This is a genomic window from Microbulbifer maximicatervae (SeqCode) (assembly GCF_052467955.1).
Genome location: NZ_CP174329.1, coordinates 4,704,497 through 4,722,755 on the forward strand (window position 1 = coordinate 4,704,497; position 18,259 = coordinate 4,722,755).

16 protein-coding genes and 2 tRNA genes are annotated in these 18,259 nt (G+C 50.7%); 2 read left to right on the forward strand and 16 right to left on the reverse strand.

The features are described from left to right. Positions 1 to 93 precede the first annotated feature (93 nt). From ACJJI5_RS20220 to ACJJI5_RS20240, 5 genes are all read right to left on the reverse strand, one after another. Positions 94 to 672, reverse strand: coding sequence for a class GN sortase (locus ACJJI5_RS20220; protein ID WP_445355040.1), 579 nt, complete (start codon positions 670 to 672; stop codon positions 94 to 96). Between the two features lie 2 nt (positions 673 to 674). Beyond that, positions 675 to 3,035, reverse strand: coding sequence for a marine proteobacterial sortase target protein (locus tag ACJJI5_RS20225; RefSeq protein WP_445355041.1), 2,361 nt, complete (start codon positions 3,033 to 3,035; stop codon positions 675 to 677). Between the two features lie 161 nt (positions 3,036 to 3,196). Next, complete coding sequence (locus ACJJI5_RS20230) at positions 3,197 to 4,300, reverse strand: phosphoribosylaminoimidazolesuccinocarboxamide synthase (protein WP_445355042.1); 1,104 nt, start codon at positions 4,298 to 4,300, stop codon at positions 3,197 to 3,199. A gap of 91 nt (positions 4,301 to 4,391) precedes the next feature. Beyond that, entirely contained in the window at positions 4,392 to 5,477 is a 1,086-nt protein-coding gene (locus ACJJI5_RS20235) for an AI-2E family transporter (RefSeq protein ID WP_282934585.1), read from the reverse strand. Between the two features lie 23 nt (positions 5,478 to 5,500). After that, positions 5,501 to 5,794, reverse strand: a complete 294-nt coding sequence (locus ACJJI5_RS20240; protein ID WP_445355043.1) for a sulfurtransferase TusA family protein — start codon at positions 5,792 to 5,794, stop codon at positions 5,501 to 5,503. Positions 5,795 to 5,986: 192 nt separating this feature from the next. On the opposite strand from ACJJI5_RS20240, the gene ACJJI5_RS20245 reads away from it, so the two are divergent. Beyond that, positions 5,987 to 7,495, forward strand: a complete 1,509-nt coding sequence (locus tag ACJJI5_RS20245; RefSeq protein WP_445355044.1) for a M48 family metalloprotease — start codon at positions 5,987 to 5,989, stop codon at positions 7,493 to 7,495. A gap of 66 nt (positions 7,496 to 7,561) precedes the next feature. On the opposite strand, the gene nadA is transcribed toward ACJJI5_RS20245, so the two are convergent. Next, positions 7,562 to 8,614, reverse strand: coding sequence for a quinolinate synthase NadA (gene nadA / locus ACJJI5_RS20250; protein ID WP_444895159.1), 1,053 nt, complete (start codon positions 8,612 to 8,614; stop codon positions 7,562 to 7,564). A gap of 162 nt (positions 8,615 to 8,776) precedes the next feature. On the opposite strand from nadA, the gene ACJJI5_RS20255 reads away from it, so the two are divergent. Beyond that, positions 8,777 to 9,874, forward strand: coding sequence for an NAD(P)/FAD-dependent oxidoreductase (locus ACJJI5_RS20255; RefSeq protein WP_445355045.1), 1,098 nt, complete (start codon positions 8,777 to 8,779; stop codon positions 9,872 to 9,874). Here ACJJI5_RS20255 and ACJJI5_RS20260 read toward each other — a convergent pair. From ACJJI5_RS20260 to ACJJI5_RS20305, 10 genes are all read right to left on the reverse strand, one after another. Beyond that, positions 9,871 to 10,050, reverse strand: coding sequence for a hypothetical protein (locus tag ACJJI5_RS20260; RefSeq protein ID WP_445355046.1), 180 nt, complete (start codon positions 10,048 to 10,050; stop codon positions 9,871 to 9,873). The two genes, ACJJI5_RS20255 and ACJJI5_RS20260, sit on opposite strands and share 4 nt — an antisense overlap. A gap of 141 nt (positions 10,051 to 10,191) precedes the next feature. After that, on the reverse strand, positions 10,192 to 11,823 hold the full coding sequence (locus ACJJI5_RS20265; RefSeq protein ID WP_445355047.1) for a hypothetical protein: 1,632 nt from the start codon (positions 11,821 to 11,823) through the stop codon (positions 10,192 to 10,194). Between the two features lie 88 nt (positions 11,824 to 11,911). Then, the gene (locus ACJJI5_RS20270; protein ID WP_445355048.1) at positions 11,912 to 12,751 is read right to left on the reverse strand and encodes a hypothetical protein; all 840 of its coding nucleotides are present in this window, start codon (positions 12,749 to 12,751) and stop codon (positions 11,912 to 11,914) included. 270 nt (positions 12,752 to 13,021) lie between these two features. Continuing rightward, the gene (locus ACJJI5_RS20275) at positions 13,022 to 14,215 is read right to left on the reverse strand and encodes a hypothetical protein (RefSeq protein ID WP_445355049.1); all 1,194 of its coding nucleotides are present in this window, start codon (positions 14,213 to 14,215) and stop codon (positions 13,022 to 13,024) included. A 753-nt stretch (positions 14,216 to 14,968) separates the two neighbouring features. Then, positions 14,969 to 15,044, reverse strand: a tRNA-Lys gene (locus ACJJI5_RS20280). A 105-nt stretch (positions 15,045 to 15,149) separates the two neighbouring features. After that, a tRNA-Lys gene (locus ACJJI5_RS20285) sits at positions 15,150 to 15,225 on the reverse strand. A gap of 132 nt (positions 15,226 to 15,357) precedes the next feature. Beyond that, a complete protein-coding gene (gene queC, locus ACJJI5_RS20290) occupies positions 15,358 to 16,035 on the reverse strand; it encodes a 7-cyano-7-deazaguanine synthase QueC (protein ID WP_282934224.1) in 678 nt (225 codons plus the stop codon). Positions 16,036 to 16,070: 35 nt separating this feature from the next. Further along, positions 16,071 to 16,730, reverse strand: coding sequence for a 7-carboxy-7-deazaguanine synthase QueE (queE, locus tag ACJJI5_RS20295; protein WP_282934225.1), 660 nt, complete (start codon positions 16,728 to 16,730; stop codon positions 16,071 to 16,073). A 106-nt stretch (positions 16,731 to 16,836) separates the two neighbouring features. Beyond that, the gene (gene ybgF / locus ACJJI5_RS20300) at positions 16,837 to 17,676 is read right to left on the reverse strand and encodes a tol-pal system protein YbgF (protein WP_413664416.1); all 840 of its coding nucleotides are present in this window, start codon (positions 17,674 to 17,676) and stop codon (positions 16,837 to 16,839) included. An 18-nt stretch (positions 17,677 to 17,694) separates the two neighbouring features. Then, positions 17,695 to 18,183, reverse strand: coding sequence for an OmpA family protein (locus ACJJI5_RS20305; RefSeq protein WP_445355050.1), 489 nt, complete (start codon positions 18,181 to 18,183; stop codon positions 17,695 to 17,697). Positions 18,184 to 18,259 lie beyond the last annotated feature (76 nt).

Below are 18,259 nucleotides of genomic sequence, written 5' to 3' on the forward strand. Positions count from 1 at the left end.
ACAATTATTTGCCGTTTGGCCGTTTCACCGGAACATTTAGTGGAATTTTTGAGAAAATGAACTACAAAATCGAGTCTCAAACAAAGACATCAGTCACAGCTGAACCAGCTCCCCACCGGGTTGATATTCAGCGTAGACCAAGTAACGCAGCGGGCCACCAGCCGCCAGGGCATTAAAGGGGTAACAAGTCACCAGCAATAAACCCCGCTCGGCAAAGATCGGCAAACGCTCTCTCTCACTGTCCACAATTCGCATTTCCGCAACCCGATAAGTATGCCAGCGTCCGCGCTTATCCTGCAGGTAAATGGAGGTACCCCGCCTGACACGCTCTAATCCCGCAAAGTGAGTATCCCGGTGTGCGGCAATAACCGTGGTGCGAGACTCACCAGGATTGCCGGACCCAGCTAAGAGGCCAGGGCCGAAAGCCAACGCCTGGCCACTACCGCCGCTGAGAACAATTAATGGCGACTGCCCTTCCAACTTTAACTTGGCCACAGGCCAGGTGTCCGCCCAGGGCCAGGGCTTTTGCAGAGCCCCGCCCTGTAGCTGTTCTTCCCAAGCACTATCAATCAACACTTGGGCCAATTCTGCCTTGGCCAGGAGCCAGCTGGCGGAACCCAGCTGCCACAACCCCGTTCCCAAGCAAAGCATAAAGAGCAGTGAGCGAGCCACGCTTACACACCTCCCCGTTGCAGAGGATTAGCGCCGCTGGGTTGACGGGGGTCCGGTAAAACCCTGCGCAGGACGGAGCGCAGGGCTCGGGTCAAGTTGCTACGCAAGGCCCGACCGCGCTGGAAGATCGCCGCAAACATCAACAATACCGCCGCTGCCAATAACTGCCCGTAGAGACCTGTAGCAGTTTGCGGATAGGCCTGGCGTTGTAGCACTTGCCCTTTAGCCACCATATTGGTGACCGAGCTGCGAGATAACTTCTCTTCAGCGCTGCGTACAACTTCCTCTTCAACTGCAACAAAACTGGTGTAGGGGCTGGCAAGTTGATGCCTCAGGGCAATCTGTAAAATCTGTTCGCGCAGAGCCAGGCCCGCATCCGACTGCTCTCCAGACTGAAGCTGCCGGTCCCGCAGAGAATCTATCTTGCTGCGCGCCCAGACATTGCCGATACCTGAAGTATCGCTACCACTCTCTACTTTCAAAGCGAGTTTGCGCACAAACTGTTTGCCTGCCATTCGGCCCCGCAGCTGGATATCTCCCTGCAAGAGATCACCCTGCACCTTTGCCACCAACTGCATAGGCTCACCGTTATAGAGATCCGGGATACGCTTGGGGTAGGCATCCGCGACGACTCCTTGGGGCCAACTGAGTTGCAGGTCTGTAGCCATAGGATTTTCCAACTTGGCGAACAGGGCCTGCATACGCTCGCGAACTTCGGAAATATCACCGATGGTGACGAAAGTACCGCGTCCAAACTGAGCAGCTTTGCGCATAAAGTGGCTATTGGGAGCCGAACCAATACCCACAGTAAACAGCCGGGCGTTATGCAAGGACTGGCTAATTAACTCGAACAGGGCCCGCTCATTGCCCACCGCACCATCTGTAATAAATACGACTTGCTGAACGGTACTGGTGTCGTCTTGCATTTGCTGACCGAATGCCATTCGCAAGGCCGGCGCCATTTCTGTACCCCCCTCCGCATTCAGGTTTTCGATTTCCTGACGCGCACGGCGGATATTCTCCGCGCTCGCCGCTATCGGGCGCGGGAAAAATGCGCGGGTTGTACTGTTAAATTCAATAACGTTAAAGCGATCATTGCTGTGCAGGCGAGACAGTGCCAGGGTAAGGCTCTCCTTCGCCTGGCGAATAGAATTGCCAGACATGGAGCCGGAAGTGTCGATCACATAAATCACTTCCCTCGGTAAACGCTGCGCAGAGGTACCGTCGCTGGGTGGCAGCAGCATGACCTGCAGATAAGCACCAGCCTGCTCTTCTACCCCCTCTTGCGCTGTGATTTTCTCGCTAAACAATGCCGCCCGCGGCATAGCAGAAGCGCGCGGCTGCCAATTCAATAAGAAATCCCGATCCATTGCAGCTGTTTCATCCCGCAACTGAACCCGATAGCGACCGTCACCTCGGTTATCAATATCAATCTGGTGATAGGGGCTATCGATTTTTGCTAGCGGCAGTCCGCCATGCAGATCCACCTCGATAGAAATATTATGACTACCCAGTGCCTCTAGCTCCTGCGCTGACTGCATAAACGGAGTTATCGACGCAGCATCCGGCACTTGATTAGTGGGCAGTGCCCAGCCACTACTCTCTGCCACCAACTCCTGCTCATCGCCATTCAATGCCTGGGAAGATATTGTCTTGCCAGGGATATAGCGCGGGGTCAATGTCGTGGGCATACGCAGTGAAAAAACGCCACTGTCATAATTCACTGACTGCAAAAAGCGGATATTAATTTGCACCATCTCATCGGGGGCAATATTGGCCACTTTATTAGTAAACAGATTTGGGCGCTGCTGCTCTAGAAGAGCTGCACGCTTACCCGCCGCACGAGCAGCCTTATAAATCTTGGAGGCCTCTTTCCGCTCGCGTACCTTACCGACAATGCGGCGCTCACCCACCTGAATTTCAAGCCCCGCCACCGCAGCTTGCTCAGGCAGTGGTAATGCATAAACCGCTTCCTGCCAACCGTCGGTGGTATTCTTGAATTGCTGCTGAAGCTCGACTTCCGCTACCAGACCCCGCACAGAAATACTGACCTGACTTTTCAGGTGCACCGCTGGAATATACTTTCCTGACTCATCCCCGGTAAAAAGTAAGTCCCCACCCTTTACATCATCCAGGGTAACTGTCTCGGTGAATTCCTGCTGGATCGCATCACTCACAGCGGGAAGTTCCTGGGCATTGACCTCTGCCCCGATTGCCGCAATGCCAACCGCCAATACCACCACAATAAATAACAGCCAGCGCCCGGCACCGCCGGTCTTCTGGCGACGACGATAGTATTCATCTGTCGGCAACATCAGATCGTCTTTATGGAACCGCTGCCCGAATAACATCACCCTGTTCACTCACTTACCTCCACTTTTAAATTGGATGTTGAAGTCATTAAACAGAGGGAAGCGGGCGAAAGGCGGCAGAAATACGAGCACAAAACAGGAGGAATTGTGGCGAATTATGGCAGGCATAAAAAAACCGGCGAAAACGCCGGTTTTTTGCAGTTCGATCCAGGTTAGTCGACCAGACCGTAATCCTTGCGGAGAACTTCAAGCAATTCCGCTTTGGGATTATCAGATATCTCAAGATTCGTACCAATAATCTTCTCAGCAATACCAATATAAGTATTAGAGAGATCCATCAGCATAGATTCTGGCAGTTCGTTATCACGAGCTAAAGCCGAGCGCTCATCCATGCGATCTTTGTTCAACAGGATATCAGCATCAGGGAAGTAGTTGAGCAGGGCCTGGCGGAAACCCTCTTTGGATTTTTCCACGACCTTGCCCGCGCGGTACTGTTCGCCGTCCCAGATACGAGAGGAGTCCGGAGTACCCACCTCATCCATATAAATCAGCTTCTCTTCACCATTGGCATCGGTGACATAGCCGAATTCAAACTTGGTATCGACAAAGACCTGGTCGAGCTTTTCCAGCTCTGCGGAAATCAAATCGAAACCTTCTTTTAACAACTTCTCGTACAGATCGATATCGCACGCATTGCGGAAGCCAAAGGCCTCGAAATTGTCTTCGATATTCTTGCGAGTGACATTAACATCGTCTGCTTCCGGCACGCCGGGGATACCCTTGAGAATACCTTTGCTAGAGGGAGTAATGAGCAGTTCAGGCAGCTTCTGGTCTTTCTGCAAGCCATCGGAAATCTCGATACCACAGAACTCCCGCTCACCCTTCTCATAGGAACGCCACATGGAGCCGGTGATGTACTGACGAGCGATCGCCTCGATCATTACCGGGCGCGCCTTCTGTACGATCCACACCAGCGGGTGCGGGATATCCAGAATGTGGCTATCGGCGAGGCCCTGCTCTTTAAACAGCTTGAACCAGTGGTTGGAAATAGCATTTAGTGCTGCGCCCTTGCCAGGTACGCCACGCATACCGCCTTCGCCAGTCCAGATACAGTCGAACGCGGAGATACGGTCGGAAATCACCATTACCGCAAGTGGGGTGTCAGGAGAAACCGGGTAGCCCTTCTCCTCAACCAGGCGGCGGCTGTCTTCTTCGCTCAGCCAGTATACGGAACGGACCTTGCCACTGTGGATAGGCTTGTCGGTGCGGATCGGCAGGTCATTATTGACCGCTAGAACTTTGTCAGCCAGGCTCATGGGCTCTCACCTATTTGAAGGGACCAAATAAAAGAAAGCGCGGCATTCTAGCAAATGCCGCAGCCTACAGACAAAGAAAGATATCGGGCAATTACTCCGAACTTCTCCTGGCCTCCCATTCCACCTGGTGCTCATGGGTGGGCCAGGCACTCATAATGGCCTTGAGCAAGGTCGCCAGGGGAATTGCAAAGAAGACGCCCCAGAAACCCCAGATGCCACCAAAGAACAGCACCGCAAGGATAATGGCAACCGGGTGCAGGTTAACTGCCTCAGAAAATAACAGTGGTACCAGTACGTTGCCATCGAGCAGTTGGATAATGCCGTAAGTCATCATCAGGTATAAAAACTCATTACTCCACCCCCACTGGAAAAGCCCAATAGCCGCAACGGGGATAGTGACAACCGCTGCACCGATATAAGGAATCAACACACTGAAACCCACGGCTACCGCCAGCAACAGGGCGTAGTTCACCCCCAGTAGCAGGAAGGCGGCATAACTGACAGCAGCCACAATGCCAATTTCTATTACCTTACCGCGCACATAATTGGCCACCTGATCATTCATCTCATGCCAAATCTGGTGGAGCATGGGCCGTTCTTTGGGCAGGAAAGAGGTGCACCAGCGGATCAGCTGTTCCGCATCTTTAAGGAAGAAGAATACCAGGATCGGCACCACTACAACGTAAATCAGCAACCCGGCAAAAATGGGTAGGTTGGTAAGGGAGAAGGCCAGCAGTGTCTGCCCCAGGCCGCCCAATTCGCTGCCAAGGGTATTGAAGATTTCATCGATCTGCCCTGCCGAAATTAAGCGCGGGTAGCGCTCAGGAAGCAACAATAAAAGCTCCTGTCCGCGCTGCACCATATTGGGCAACTCTGCCCCAAGCCGCACCAACTGACGCCAGATAATAGGTAGCACCACAAATAACAGAGCCACAATAGTACCCACCAACACCAAGCAGGACAGGGTAACCGCCAGCCAGTGTGGCACACGCCAGGACTTCAGCTTTTGCACCATGCCCTGCATCAGGAATGCGATCACCAGTGCGGTGAATACTGGGGCCAGCACAGCACCCAGAGTCGCCAGAACCACCAGGGCCAGGGTCAATATTAAAACCAGAAGCACCACTTCTTCCTGACTGAAGTAGCGGTTCACCCAGCCTTTTACAATCGATAACATAGACTCTCGGGATTTATCTTTATTCATTTGCCAGCGTACAGCCAATATTGAAAGGTATTATTACGTCGCTCAGCGCGGAGCAGGGACCGGCCACTTAAAGATGCAAAACTGTGGAAGTCTCGCCAGGACCCTTCATCAGTGGCCAGTACACAAAGCAGCGTTCCCTCTGGGTATTCCCGCAATGCCCGGCGCATGGCCAGTAACGGTTGTGGGCAGGGCAGATTTCTTGCATCCACAATAGTGGCCGCGTCCCAGTTCGGTATCTGGGTATCGGGCTGACTGGTAGAAGAAGTTACTGACATTGCCTTTTTAGTCACAAACCAGAATTGCCGGGGATTATAGCGCGAACCAGACGCCATAACCCGCGCAGGCTTTACGCTTTTTAACTTTCCGCCTGGCGTAAGTGTGAACCTTTTATGGTCCACTAAGTCCAAACCTCGACAGTCCAACGGGGTAGCGTATAGAGTTGGACTATAGATCCTTCATGGACAGACCGAGCAGTAATCAAGATGACTGATTCCAAAAACAGCCTGCTTCACCGAACGCGCCCCCCAGCTATCCTCCATCGACTTCGCGCAGGACTGCGAAGCCTGGGTATGGGGTTGTTACTCGGCGCAGTCCCGTTTGCTGCCATAGCGGACAGTGATGAAATCCGCCTCCCCGAACTGGGCGATAGGACCAGCGGGGTCGTCTCCCACACCCAGGAAAAAGAACTGGGGCAAATGTGGCTGCGTATTTTTCGCAGTCAGGTTCGCACCTCCAGTGATGCCCTGATCCAGCAATTTGTCGAGGGCATGGTCAAGGAATTGGCCGAGTACAGCCCACTGGAAGACAAAGAAATTGATGTTGTTGTTGTAAACAACAAAACCATGAATGCCTTTGCAGTCCCCGGTGGAGTCATGGGGGTCCATACCGGCCTGTTTCTGTTTGCAGAGCGTGAAGACCAGTTTGCATCGGTAGTTGCCCACGAATTGGGCCACCTCAGCCAGCGGCACTACGCCCGCTCCCTGGAAGCACAGCGCAACAGTACAATTCCCACCCTGGCCGGTATGCTCGGTGCCCTGGTTCTGGCAGCTACCGCCGGTGGTGAAGCGGGAATAGCAGCCATGAGCGTGACCCAGGCTGCAGCCCTGGACAACCAGCTGCGATTCAGCCGCAAGAATGAGCAAGAGGCAGATAGGGTCGGTATCGATACCCTGGCCAAATCCGGCCGCGATCCAGAGGCCGCCGGTGAAATGTTCGAGCAAATGCTCAAGGCCACACGTTACTACCAGCGCCCGCCAGAATTTCTCCTGACCCACCCCGTTACAGAAAAGCGTATTGCCGATGCCAAGTTGCGCGCTCAGCGTATGGAAAAAGTGGCTCCCAGCGAGGATCTGGATTATCACCTGATGCGCGCCCGAGTGCGGCTCGCCACAGAACCAACGCCGCAGCAAGCAGTAAAACGCTTTAGCGCGGAACTGAATGGTATTAATGACAATGAGGATGCCGCCCGTTACGGCCTCGCCCTGGCCCAAGTAGCCGCAGGCAGGCCCGATTCAGCGCTGGACACCCTGCAGCCCCTGTTAGACAAAACTCCCTCAAAAGCAGCCTATGTGCTGGCCCGAGCGGATATCGATCTGTTGCGAGAAGACTACAGCAGTGCCACCAAGCGCCTGCAGTGGGCCCTCGATCGCAATCCGGGAAACCATGCCTTAATCATGGGCCTTGCCAATGCCCACTTTAAAGCCGGCAACTACCTGGCTGCAGAGCGCCTGCTGGCGAAATATAGCCGTACACGGAAGAAAGACCCGGCAGTTTGGTACCTATTGGCGGAGACCCACGGATTAGCCGGAGATATTGTCGGCGTGCACGAGGCCCGGGCTGAGTATTACATTCTCAACGGCATATTCGACAAGGCTATTCAACACCTGCGCCATGGAATTCGCATGTCAAAAGACGATTACCAGGTCAATGCCATCCTGGAACAGCGCCTCAAAGATGTACTGAAAATGCAGGAAAGAATCGAGGAGCTGTAACTCCCCCAACAAAAAGAGCGGCCACTGGCCGCTCTTTTTGTTTACTCACCGCTACTCCCTCGAGAGCTAACCTTTGCGGAAATCCAACATCCGCTGCAGCGGAATCATCGCCTTGCGCCCCAGTTCCGGGTCCACAAAGATCTCATTATCCCCGCGCTCCAGTACACCGCAGAGGTTCTCCAGAGAGTTCATCGCCATCCAGGGGCAATTAGCACAGCTGCGGCAAGTAGCTCCAGCGCCGGCGGTAGGCGCTACCATTAGCTCTTTGTCTGGGCACTCCTGCTGCATCTTGTAAAAAATGCCCTGGTCGGTAGCCACAATAAAGCGCTTCTCCGGGCGAGTCTTGGCAGCATTAATAATCTGCGAAGTAGAACCCACAACGTCGGCCAGGGCTACCACGGAGGCGGGAGACTCAGGATGTACTAGAACCACAGCATCTGGATAGAGGGCCTTTAAGTCCTCAACACCCTTGGCCTTAAACTCTTCATGCACAATACAGGAGCCGTCCCATAACAGTACGTCGGCGCCGGTTTCCCGTTGCACATAGCCGCCGAGGTGCTTGTCAGGTGCCCAAAGGATTTTTTCGCCATTGGCATCCAGGTGATCCACTACATCCAGTGCAATACTCGAGGTCACCACCCAATCGGCCCTGGCTTTTACCGCAGCAGAAGTATTCGCGTAAACCACCACAGTGCGGTCCGGGTGCTGGTCGCAAAAGTCAGAGAACTCCTGTGGGGGGCAGCCGAGGTCCAGGGAGCAGGTTGCCTCAAGGGTCGGCATCAGTACTTTCTTGTTTGGGGTAAGGATCTTGGCGGTCTCACCCATAAACTTTACCCCGGCCACAACCAAAGTGTCCGCCGAGTGCTGAGCGCCAAAACGGGCCATTTCCAATGAGTCAGAAACGCAGCCGCCGGTCTCCTCCGCGAGGGCCTGAATCAAAGGATCGGTATAGTAGTGTGCGACCAATACTGCATTCTGTTCTTTCAACAAGCGCTTGATACGCTCGCGCCATTCTTGCAGCTCTTCTTCGCTATATTGAGACATTACCGGCTCCGCCAGGTGCGCTTGCACCAAAGAGCGAGAATCTACCTTGTCTGCGGCAATGGACTTATGAGTCATGACTAACTTCCAGTCGCGGAAAAGCGCGCATTATAGCGCAATGAAACGACACCACCACGCACCCTTTCGACAGCAATTTTAATCTGGCGTTACAGGCAAAATAGACCAAAGGGATTAAACCTCGTCACCTCAGATAGCACACATTTCGGCAGTAGGACCGCTATGGAGATATTGGATACCGTGATAGTCGGGGCTGGGGTATTAGGGCTTGCCTGCGCCTACCAGTTGAGCCGCGCTAGCCACAAAGTGATGGTACTGGAACAACACAGTGCCATTGGAACTGAAACCAGCGCGCGCAGTAGCGAGGTTATTCATGCAGGCCTCTACTATCCAACAGACAGCTTGAAAGCCCGAGCCTGTGTTAAGGGTAAATCCATGCTGTACCAATTTTGCCAAGAATACGCAGTGCCCCATAAACAGATCGGCAAACTGGTAGTCGCCACCGATAAAGCACAGTTGCCGCAACTCCGAGCCCTCAAAGCCCAGGGGGATGCAAACAACGCCGGGGGACTTCACTTACTGAACACTAAAGACGCTCTATCTATGGAGCCAGCATTACAGTGTACAGGGGCCATCTACTCACCGACGACAGGCATTATCGACAGCCACAGCCTGATGCTGGCTCTTGAAGGCGCCACAGAGTCCAAGGGAGGCGAAGTCATACTTGCGAGTAAAGTTGCGCGCATTGAGATATCCAATGGCACTTGCCAACTGGTGATGAAGGATGGCTACAGACTGACAGCCCGCAACCTCATCCTGGCCGCAGGCCTTCACACCAGCTCACTGATGAGCACAGTAAATAGCGAAGTTATAAAACGAGAAATTCCCTCCACGTATTTTGTTAAGGGCAGTTACTTTACTCAGTCAAGTAAGGTACCTTTTTCACACTTAATTTACCCTCTGCCTGAAAGTGCCGGTCTGGGTATTCACCTCACCCTGGATTTGGCTGGAGGGGCGCGGTTTGGCCCGGATGTGGAGTGGATTAAAGTCATTAACTACCAAGTAGATCCAGGCAAGCGGGATAAATTCTATCGCAGTATCCAGCGCTACTGGCCCGGAGTAGAAAATAATACGTTACAGCCTGGCTATGCCGGTATTCGCCCAAAGATTGTTCCCAAAGGCGCCTCCACCGGTGATTTTCAGGTTTTTCATAAAAAGCTAAACAACAATGCGCAGCTAATAGCATTCTTTGGTATCGAATCTCCCGGCCTGACCTCCTCACTCTATCTGGGAGAGATGATTTCAAAGATTATTAGCTAACCGATTACTTCTTGAATTGACATCGCATCATTGTCGTCGTCAATTTGCATATTTGAGATCAGGCTGTTGATAGTATTACTGACCTGCTCCGCATCAGAGACATTTCCCGTTCCACCTTGAATAACCACAATCTGATTATCAGCAACCATAGGATCTGTATAATTAATTGTGACCATAGTGAGGACTCTCTACTGAGAAACGTCACTCAAATTAATGCCAATATAGCAGTAACTAAGGGCTACTTCCCAACAAACAAAAGAGCTCCAAATTTAAAAACATCAACCTTCGCTTATCGCCTCAAAGGTTTATCGTAAATCTTACTGGAGGATAGTCCCCACATTTGACATACCATTTTGTGTTGCGGATGCAGTTTGGAAATTGTTTAACTGGCTAGTAGTATGATTATTTGAAGTGCCAATTTGAATTGTGTTACTGGTACTATTTGACGCGCCCATCTGAGTAACATCACTCGAATTCATATCGCCATCTTGAGTAATAAAAATATTTGACGAAACAACATTAACTTGTAATGCCGTCAAGGAGTTACTCGTACCGATTTGTGAGGTTATGACGCTACTGAGTTCAACAAAAGTATCCTGTTCTACATCTGCATCATTAGATACTCCTGACTGCGCAATATCAATCGCGCTACTGGAGATAAGCCCATCTTGCTCCGCATCCACCATATTGGAGGAGCCATTTTGATCAATACTGACTGTACTGAATGAAATCAGGCCATCTATCTGCAATACCTGGGAATTATTGTTATCACCGGTTTGAACAACCGTGGTAGAACTGGAATCCACCAAATTACTTTGATTGATTTCAGCATCATTCATACTGCCATTTTGCACAACAGTAGCAATCGTTGAGGAAACTTCGCCCTCCTGGTCCACATCGACCTCATTCATATCCCCCGTTTGATCAACGCTGACCAAGCTAAGAGAAACTATTTCCTCCTGATCCACTAAAAGACTATTGTCCGTCCCATTTTGGCTGACACTAATATTACTGGATATAACTTCACTTGATTGATCCACGCTAGCATCATTATCAGTACCCGACTGGAAAATGGTGGCAGTACTGGAAGAGATATCTCCAAACTGGGCTATATCTGCCTCATTGGAGGAACCTAGCTGGGTAATAGATCCTATTGTTGCAAATATGGTATCAAAGTGATCAATATTCGCATCATTCTCATCCCCAATCTGATTTAAGATAATCGTACTCGATGAAACAGTACTCGCTTGTTGAGCATCAGCATCGTTCATATTTCCATCTTGAACCGTGGTAATGGTGCTAGTAGTAACAACATCCTCTTGGTCAATTTCAATCACATTGGAACTACCAATCTGCGTGGAGTTAATAGAGCTGAAAGTGATATCTGTATCCTGCTGCCCTGCAAATTCATTACCCGTCCCTGACTGAGTGGCGACGATGGTACTGGATTCAACACCGGTCTCCTGAATAGTCTCCGCTTCATTCATATCACCTATTTGAATAACAGTTGCCTGACTGGAGATAACTGTTCCTTCCTGCACCAAATCTGTGAAGTTTGTATTACCAACTTGAGTTGCAGTTAAACCAGAAAACTCAATAAGTGTGTCCTGAAATAACTCAGCATCATTCGCATCTCCTTGTTGAGTCGTAGAAATCACACCGACATTGGTATCATTGGCTTGAGCCGAAATCGCCTCATTATTATCACCAATCTGTATATGCGTAATTAAACTATTAGTCGTCCCTGTCACCTGCTCCGCCTCAGATATATTGCCAGAACCTTCCTGGACAACCACTATCTGATTTCCTTCAGTAGTTGCGTCAACTTGGTTGAGCGTAACCATATTTAGAGTGCCCAACTGAGTCACATCACTTGAATTATTATCAGCGGCAACCCCGGTATGGATAATGGCCAACATCGCTGCGGCTAATGGCTTTAATAATTTCATTGAAAATCCCTTTCAAATACAAATTGAATTTATAACCTTGAGCTCTAATCAGCACTAATGGAGCGCCCCCCCTAAAAGTCCACTACTACTATTGAACAATATTTCCCTGGTTGCCCGTCCCTATCTGAACAGCCGTAGCCACCTGTCCATCATTTGTCTGAGTTGTAACATGAACATTAGAGTTTCCCACTTGAGTAATAGTGGCCAAACCAGTGCTTAACCCGGACTGGGAAACCTCTACATAATTCATGTCACCACTCTGGAAGGTGGTAATAGAGGAAAATAGGGCAAAGCCCTGCGCTACCAACGCCTCATTGAGAGTTCCATCTTGATCAACACTGATAAAACTCGATTCAGTCAGGTCTCCCTGGAATAAGTCGGCACTATTTTCACTTCCGAGTTGATTAATTAGCCCAGTGCTGTTGAGCGCAAAATCCTCATGGAGCGCCAGTGCAAAGTTCATTGTCCCGTTCTGAGTAACAGCGACAGTACCCTGTATTCCCCCGACATCCACCTGGGCAGCAATACCCTCATTATTTGAACCGGACTGGATAACAGTGGCGCTACCAGCTTCAACAAAATCATCCTGGACCACCCAACCCAAATTGCCATCGCCAGACTGGATAATTAGAGCCGTACTCTCAGAGACTTCTGCAATTTGCTCCAGAATTGCTTCGTTCATCAAACCCGATTGCTCTATCGTGCCCGTATTCAAATCTGTAAGGGCACCTTGCAAAACAGATGCTTGGTGGGAATCCCCAGTTTGAGTTATCGAGACGGAATTATTGGTACTGGTCGGATTAGACTGATCCACTGTTGCCAGATGCCCAACACCATCCTGATCAATATCTGTCGTATTATTGCCGCCCATAGAATGGCCACTGAAAGTGAGCGCAGCTATTGCAGTAACTGAAGTCCAAATTCTCATTTAACTAATCCCTTGTACATAAATCCCACCCCTTCTGTTTAAAGTCCAGGCGTAGCAAAGCATCCCAGAAAATAATCTAAGCCAATTTAAATTAGAGTTAAAAGCCAAACCAGACAGGAGAGAGTCAATAGAAAGAGAACATGCAACTCCCTAAAAAATCACTCATATCTCAAATATAGGACTGAATAAAACACAAAAGAAAAACTGGGACTTTGCAGATACACGACAACTGCCGGTATTCATACTGATATCGCAAAGCCCCAATGAAATCTATTGAAAAATAAATCCAATATTGGAAGTACCATTTTGCGTTGCGATTGCAGTTTGTGAATCTAGCATTTGCGATGTTGTATGTTGATTCAAATCACCGATTTGAGTAGTTGTCGCCACACTGAGCATATTTCCCTGTTGGAGAACACCGGCAATATTACTGGTGCCATTTTGAAATATGGAGCCCGTAACTGAGGTGGCAGTGATTTGCCCCAACGTCGCATCATTCATTGACCCTAACTGAGTAACAGTTGCAGAGGCAAAAGAAGTTCCCCCAGCTTGCTGGGTAACGCCCATATTCACAGTACCAGATTGGCTCACTATACCAACACTGGCATCTATACCAGTATCCTGAACGCCGCCACCAAAGTTTCCATCCCCTACTTGAGTCACACTTACAGTACTATTGGCAACACCATTCTGCTGTAGTGCCCCACCAAAGTTGCTGGTACCGGTTTGGGTAATAAGGACCGTACTTGAAGTAACTCCATTTTCCTGATCAGACTCGATATCATTCATATCGCCTGACTGAATAGCAGTAACGGTAGAGTTAAAAACCCCCATTAATTGCTCACTATCAAAGTTATTCTGGTTGCCAAGCTGATCTGCTGACACAGAGCTAAATTCAACAACACTCTGCTGGGAAATCTGGGCCATATTGTCATCGCCAATTTGATTTAGGATGACATCACTTCCCAAAATATCGAATACCTGCCCCATTATAATCGCATCATTCATATCCCCAGTTTGAGTCACCGCGATACTGGATGCTTCAGTATCAGTCTGGGTGATGGTCATAAAGTTCATTTCCCCAGCTTGATTTAGTTCCTGGGTAGAACCAAGTGACTCAAGTTGCTCCGCTGTCGTATCGTTATTATTCCCAATCTGGTTAATTTCCAACGAACTTGACTCAGTCATAAACTGCTGGAAAGACTCAGCCATATTCCCATCACCCTCTTGGTAGTGGGTCATGGTGTTACTTATGGCATCGCTCGCCTGGGTCGATGACGAAGAATTACCATCGCCAATCTGGGTGACATCTATCAGGTTCCCTATAGCCGTAGGGTCAACCTGATTGGCGTTCGCTGTATTACCCACTCCCTGCTGATCTATTAACGTCGTATTATTACTGGCCATCGCACTTCCACTCACTGCGGCCAATATAACTAGAGCTACAGGCTTCAACTTCCTCATAATTCAATCCTTCATTAACTATTCAAGCTTTTCTTGGGACTCAACTTAGAGGGCCTCATCAACAACATCGATACCAATAGGCATGCTGGCGTAAGGCATGCGCAAAATCCAATTTAGCGCCATCCCTACTCCAAACAGCAGTATCCACCAAAGAAGTGTTAAAGCTCGCCAAACTCGAGCGCTGAGGCAATAAAATTGACACAGGCAATTATGCGAACAACAAACCCCAAGAGGAATTGACATGCACTGGCACAAGGTCACTTGCGATAATGAACGGCTGAATATTTAGAAACTATTCTCAAATCGCTGATCATGGGCCGACCAACTACTGGGTAAGAGTTAACGATAAGCGGCGATACAGCTATAAGAAGGAAGTGGGGAAAAACTAGGAACAAAGTTTGGGATTAAATTTCTGTGCCACCGGTAGAGCTTTAATAACTCACTCTTAGCGGGTCAAGTCATTCAACAATTAAGAAGATGACTCTCACTAGCCACTTATGTCGCCAATCTGGTGCTAGTAGCACCAGCGCGAGATGTGACATATTCCTTAGATAGGTCCGGTCAAGATCTAGAAGCACCTTAGTGATGAAATAAAATAGATCCAGACGCACGAACAAATTACTTGCGTTGTCAGCACCTACTGAAAAGTAGCGCCCACTAGTCGAGAGAAAATATTTAGCAAACAGAAATAGAAAATTAAATAGATTTTAGATAAATCTAAGAAAAGTAATTATTACGGAAGCAGAGAAGAGATGGTGGGTCGTGCTGGATTCGAACCAGCGACCAATTGGTTAAAAGCCAACTGCTCTACCAACTGAGCTAACGACCCCCAGGATGGTTGGACTAACTTGGTAATGGTCCAACTTGGGTTGTTTTCACCTTCGCGCAGAAGTGTAAAAACTGGGTGGGTTGCCTTGGGCATCCCTGTCGAAAATGGTGGGTCGTGCTGGATTCGAACCAGCGACCAATTGGTTAAAAGCCAACTGCTCTACCGACTGAGCTAACGACCCTTTTCGATGCCTCGTTGTGAGGAGCTGCGTATCTTACGGATCTATTTCGAAAAGACAATACCTAACTCGAAAAAAAATCTAACAAATTTAAGGAGTTAGGTATTTGTTCAAAAAATTGGCGCCAACGGCCAATTAAGGTGCGTAGACCGTGGGGTCCTCCAGGCCGGCCTCTGTGAAGCCGGCAGCCCTCAGGCGGCAACTGTCGCAGCGACGGCAGGCAGCGCCATCTGGCAAGGCTTGGTAGCAGGACACAGTTAAACTGTAGTCCACCCCTAAGCGGGTTCCTTCGGTAACAATATCCGCCTTGCTCATGTCCATCAGCGGCGCACGTATAGACAGCTTGTTGCCCTCGACACCGGCCCTGGTAGCCAGGTTGGCCATCTTCTCGTAGGCCTCAATATATTCCGGGCGGCAATCCGGATAGCCGGAGTAGTCCACGGCGTTCACACCCACGAAAATATCCTGGGCGCCCAACACCTCTGCCCAACCCAGGGCAATAGACAGGAATACCGTGTTTCGCGCCGGCACATAGGTCACCGGAATACCGGAGGTTTCCTCTTCGGGTACTTCGATAGAGTCATCGGTCAACGCCGATCCGCCGATTGAGCGCAGGTCGAGCTTAACCACCTTGTGCTCAACGGCCCCCAAGTCCTTCGCCACCTTCTGCGCAGCCAATAGTTCTGCCTCGTGACGCTGGCCATAATCGAAGCCCAGGGCGTAACACTCGTAGCCCTCAGCGCGAGCCATGGCCAGTACGGTGGCTGAGTCCAGGCCACCGGATAGCAAGATTACTGCTTTCTTTGCTGTCATTTTTTCCTCTTTTCTTGATGTGGCGCAGCGGTGCTTTAGACGCCGGGGATGTCACCCCACAACAGCTTGTGCATTTGCATCTGCATACGCACCGGTAACCCATCTTCCAGTATCCATTCAGCTAGCTGGCGCGGCTGCAGCTGCTCGTAACTGGGGGAGAAAAGCACCTCTCCAACCCGCTCAGGTAAGCGGTACTGATCCAGGGTAAATCGAGCCCAGTCATAATCCCCGCGATCACAGATCACAAATTTGATCTGGTCCTGGCGAGTGAGTACCTGCATATTCTCCATTCGGTTGCGGTGCTGCTCCCCGGAGGCCGGCGTTTTCAGGTCGACCACTCTCGACACCCGCTCATCCACTTTATCCACAGGCATAGCGCCACTGGTCTCAAGGGACACCGCATAGCCCGCATCGCAAAGCGCCTTCATCAGGGGAAAACAATTGGGCTGGGCCAGGGGCTCACCACCGGTAACGCACACATGGCGAGCGGGATGGCTTTGCACCTGCTGCAAAATCTGCTCCAGCGTCATGCGCTCGCCGCCGTAAAAGGCGTACTCGGAGTCGCAATAGGTACAGCGTAACGGGCAGCCCGTCAGGCGTACAAACACCGTAGGAAGGCCACTTTCTCGCGCTTCTCCCTGAAGGGAGTAGAAAATTTCACTGATTCTGAGTGATTCTTTGGAAAGATCGGTCATACACACCCAACACAAAAACGCCCGAGTGGCACATGCCACCCGGGCGCGGGATCATAGGCTTTTTCTGCTCAAAAAACCAGCGATGGCAGTCAGTAGCGGTTGGATGCTACTGGAAGTTCTCCTGCAGATACTTCTTCGCCAAGTTCGATGCTCTGGCGTCACTAGCTGCCACCTGCTCCAGCAGGTTGCGGGCTTTTTGCTGGTCGCCCAGCTGGTGATAAACAGTGCCCAGCTTGTAGCGGCCATCCCAGACTTTACTGGAATTCGGGTAACCGTCGAGGAGGGCTACGAACCACTCCCGAGCCTCTTCCAGGTTGCCTTGAACCAGTGCAATCTCACCCAGCCAGTAATTCGCATTCGGGGCGTACTGACCATTGGGGAAGTCCTGCAACAGACTTTTGAACTCCTCACTGGCGCCGCCGTAATCGCCATTGCGGGCCAAGCCAAAGCTGGCCTGGTAGCGGTCGCGCTCGCTCTTGCCGTCTTTCGGCCCTTGGGGTTTAGGCGGCATTGCTGAGCCCCCCTGCCCTTGCATGGACGAAGCACCGCCTTCAGCGGTAGACGGAGGCTGAGCCGCTGGCTCTGTACCACTCAGGCGCGCAATACGCCGGTCCAGATCCATATAATCTTCGGTGCGCTGCTGTTTGAGACGCTTGATCTCATGGCGCAACTCTTCAACTGTGCCACGCAACTCCCGCACTTCCTGCTGCAAAACCTGCATTTGATAGTAGGCTTCGGCCTGGGGGTTGCCCTGGGCTCGGGGTGGTGACATACCGGCGCGGGCGAGCTGTGTCGGAGCACTGCTTTCCACTTCATCGGTATAAGTAATGGTCGACTGGTCCTGGCTCTTAGAAGACAGGTCTACAATCGGGGCCTGGGAAAATACCGGCGATGCCGCAGTCATTACTGCTGCGGCGATCGCTAGTTTTCTAATCGTTAAAGCCATTGGCATCCATTTTTACGATTAGTTAATAACAACGCGACGGTTCATCGCACGGGCAGATTCGTTAGAACCCATTTGAGCCGGACGCTCTTCACCGTAGCTGATTACTTCCAGGTTAGCTGCGTCTACGCCTTGCAGTACCAAAAAGTCGCGAACGGCATTGGCACGACGCTCACCCAGAGCCAGGTTGTACTCGCGAGTACCCAGTTCGTCAGCGTGGCCTTCCAGGCGAACAGAACCGGTGGCAGCGCGCATACGATCAGCGTGACGGATCAGCAGTTCACGGGTTTCGGGCTTCAGCAGGGACTGGTCGAAATCGAAGTAAACTACGTTTTCAAGAGGTGCCACTGTCTCGGTTGGCGTGGTATCAAAATCGGTGGTTTCAACCGCAGTTTGATCTGCCTGGTCCAGGGTCTGCTGGCTACCTTCGGTGGTGTCAGTGCTACTACAACCAGCCATTACTGCCAATACACAGGCTAACCCGAGGCCTGTTTTTACTGATTTCAACATAAGCTACTCCGCTTTATATATAGTGTTATCGAAAATCCTGAAAGATTTCTAATTGCTCTAATTCACACCCTTCGCT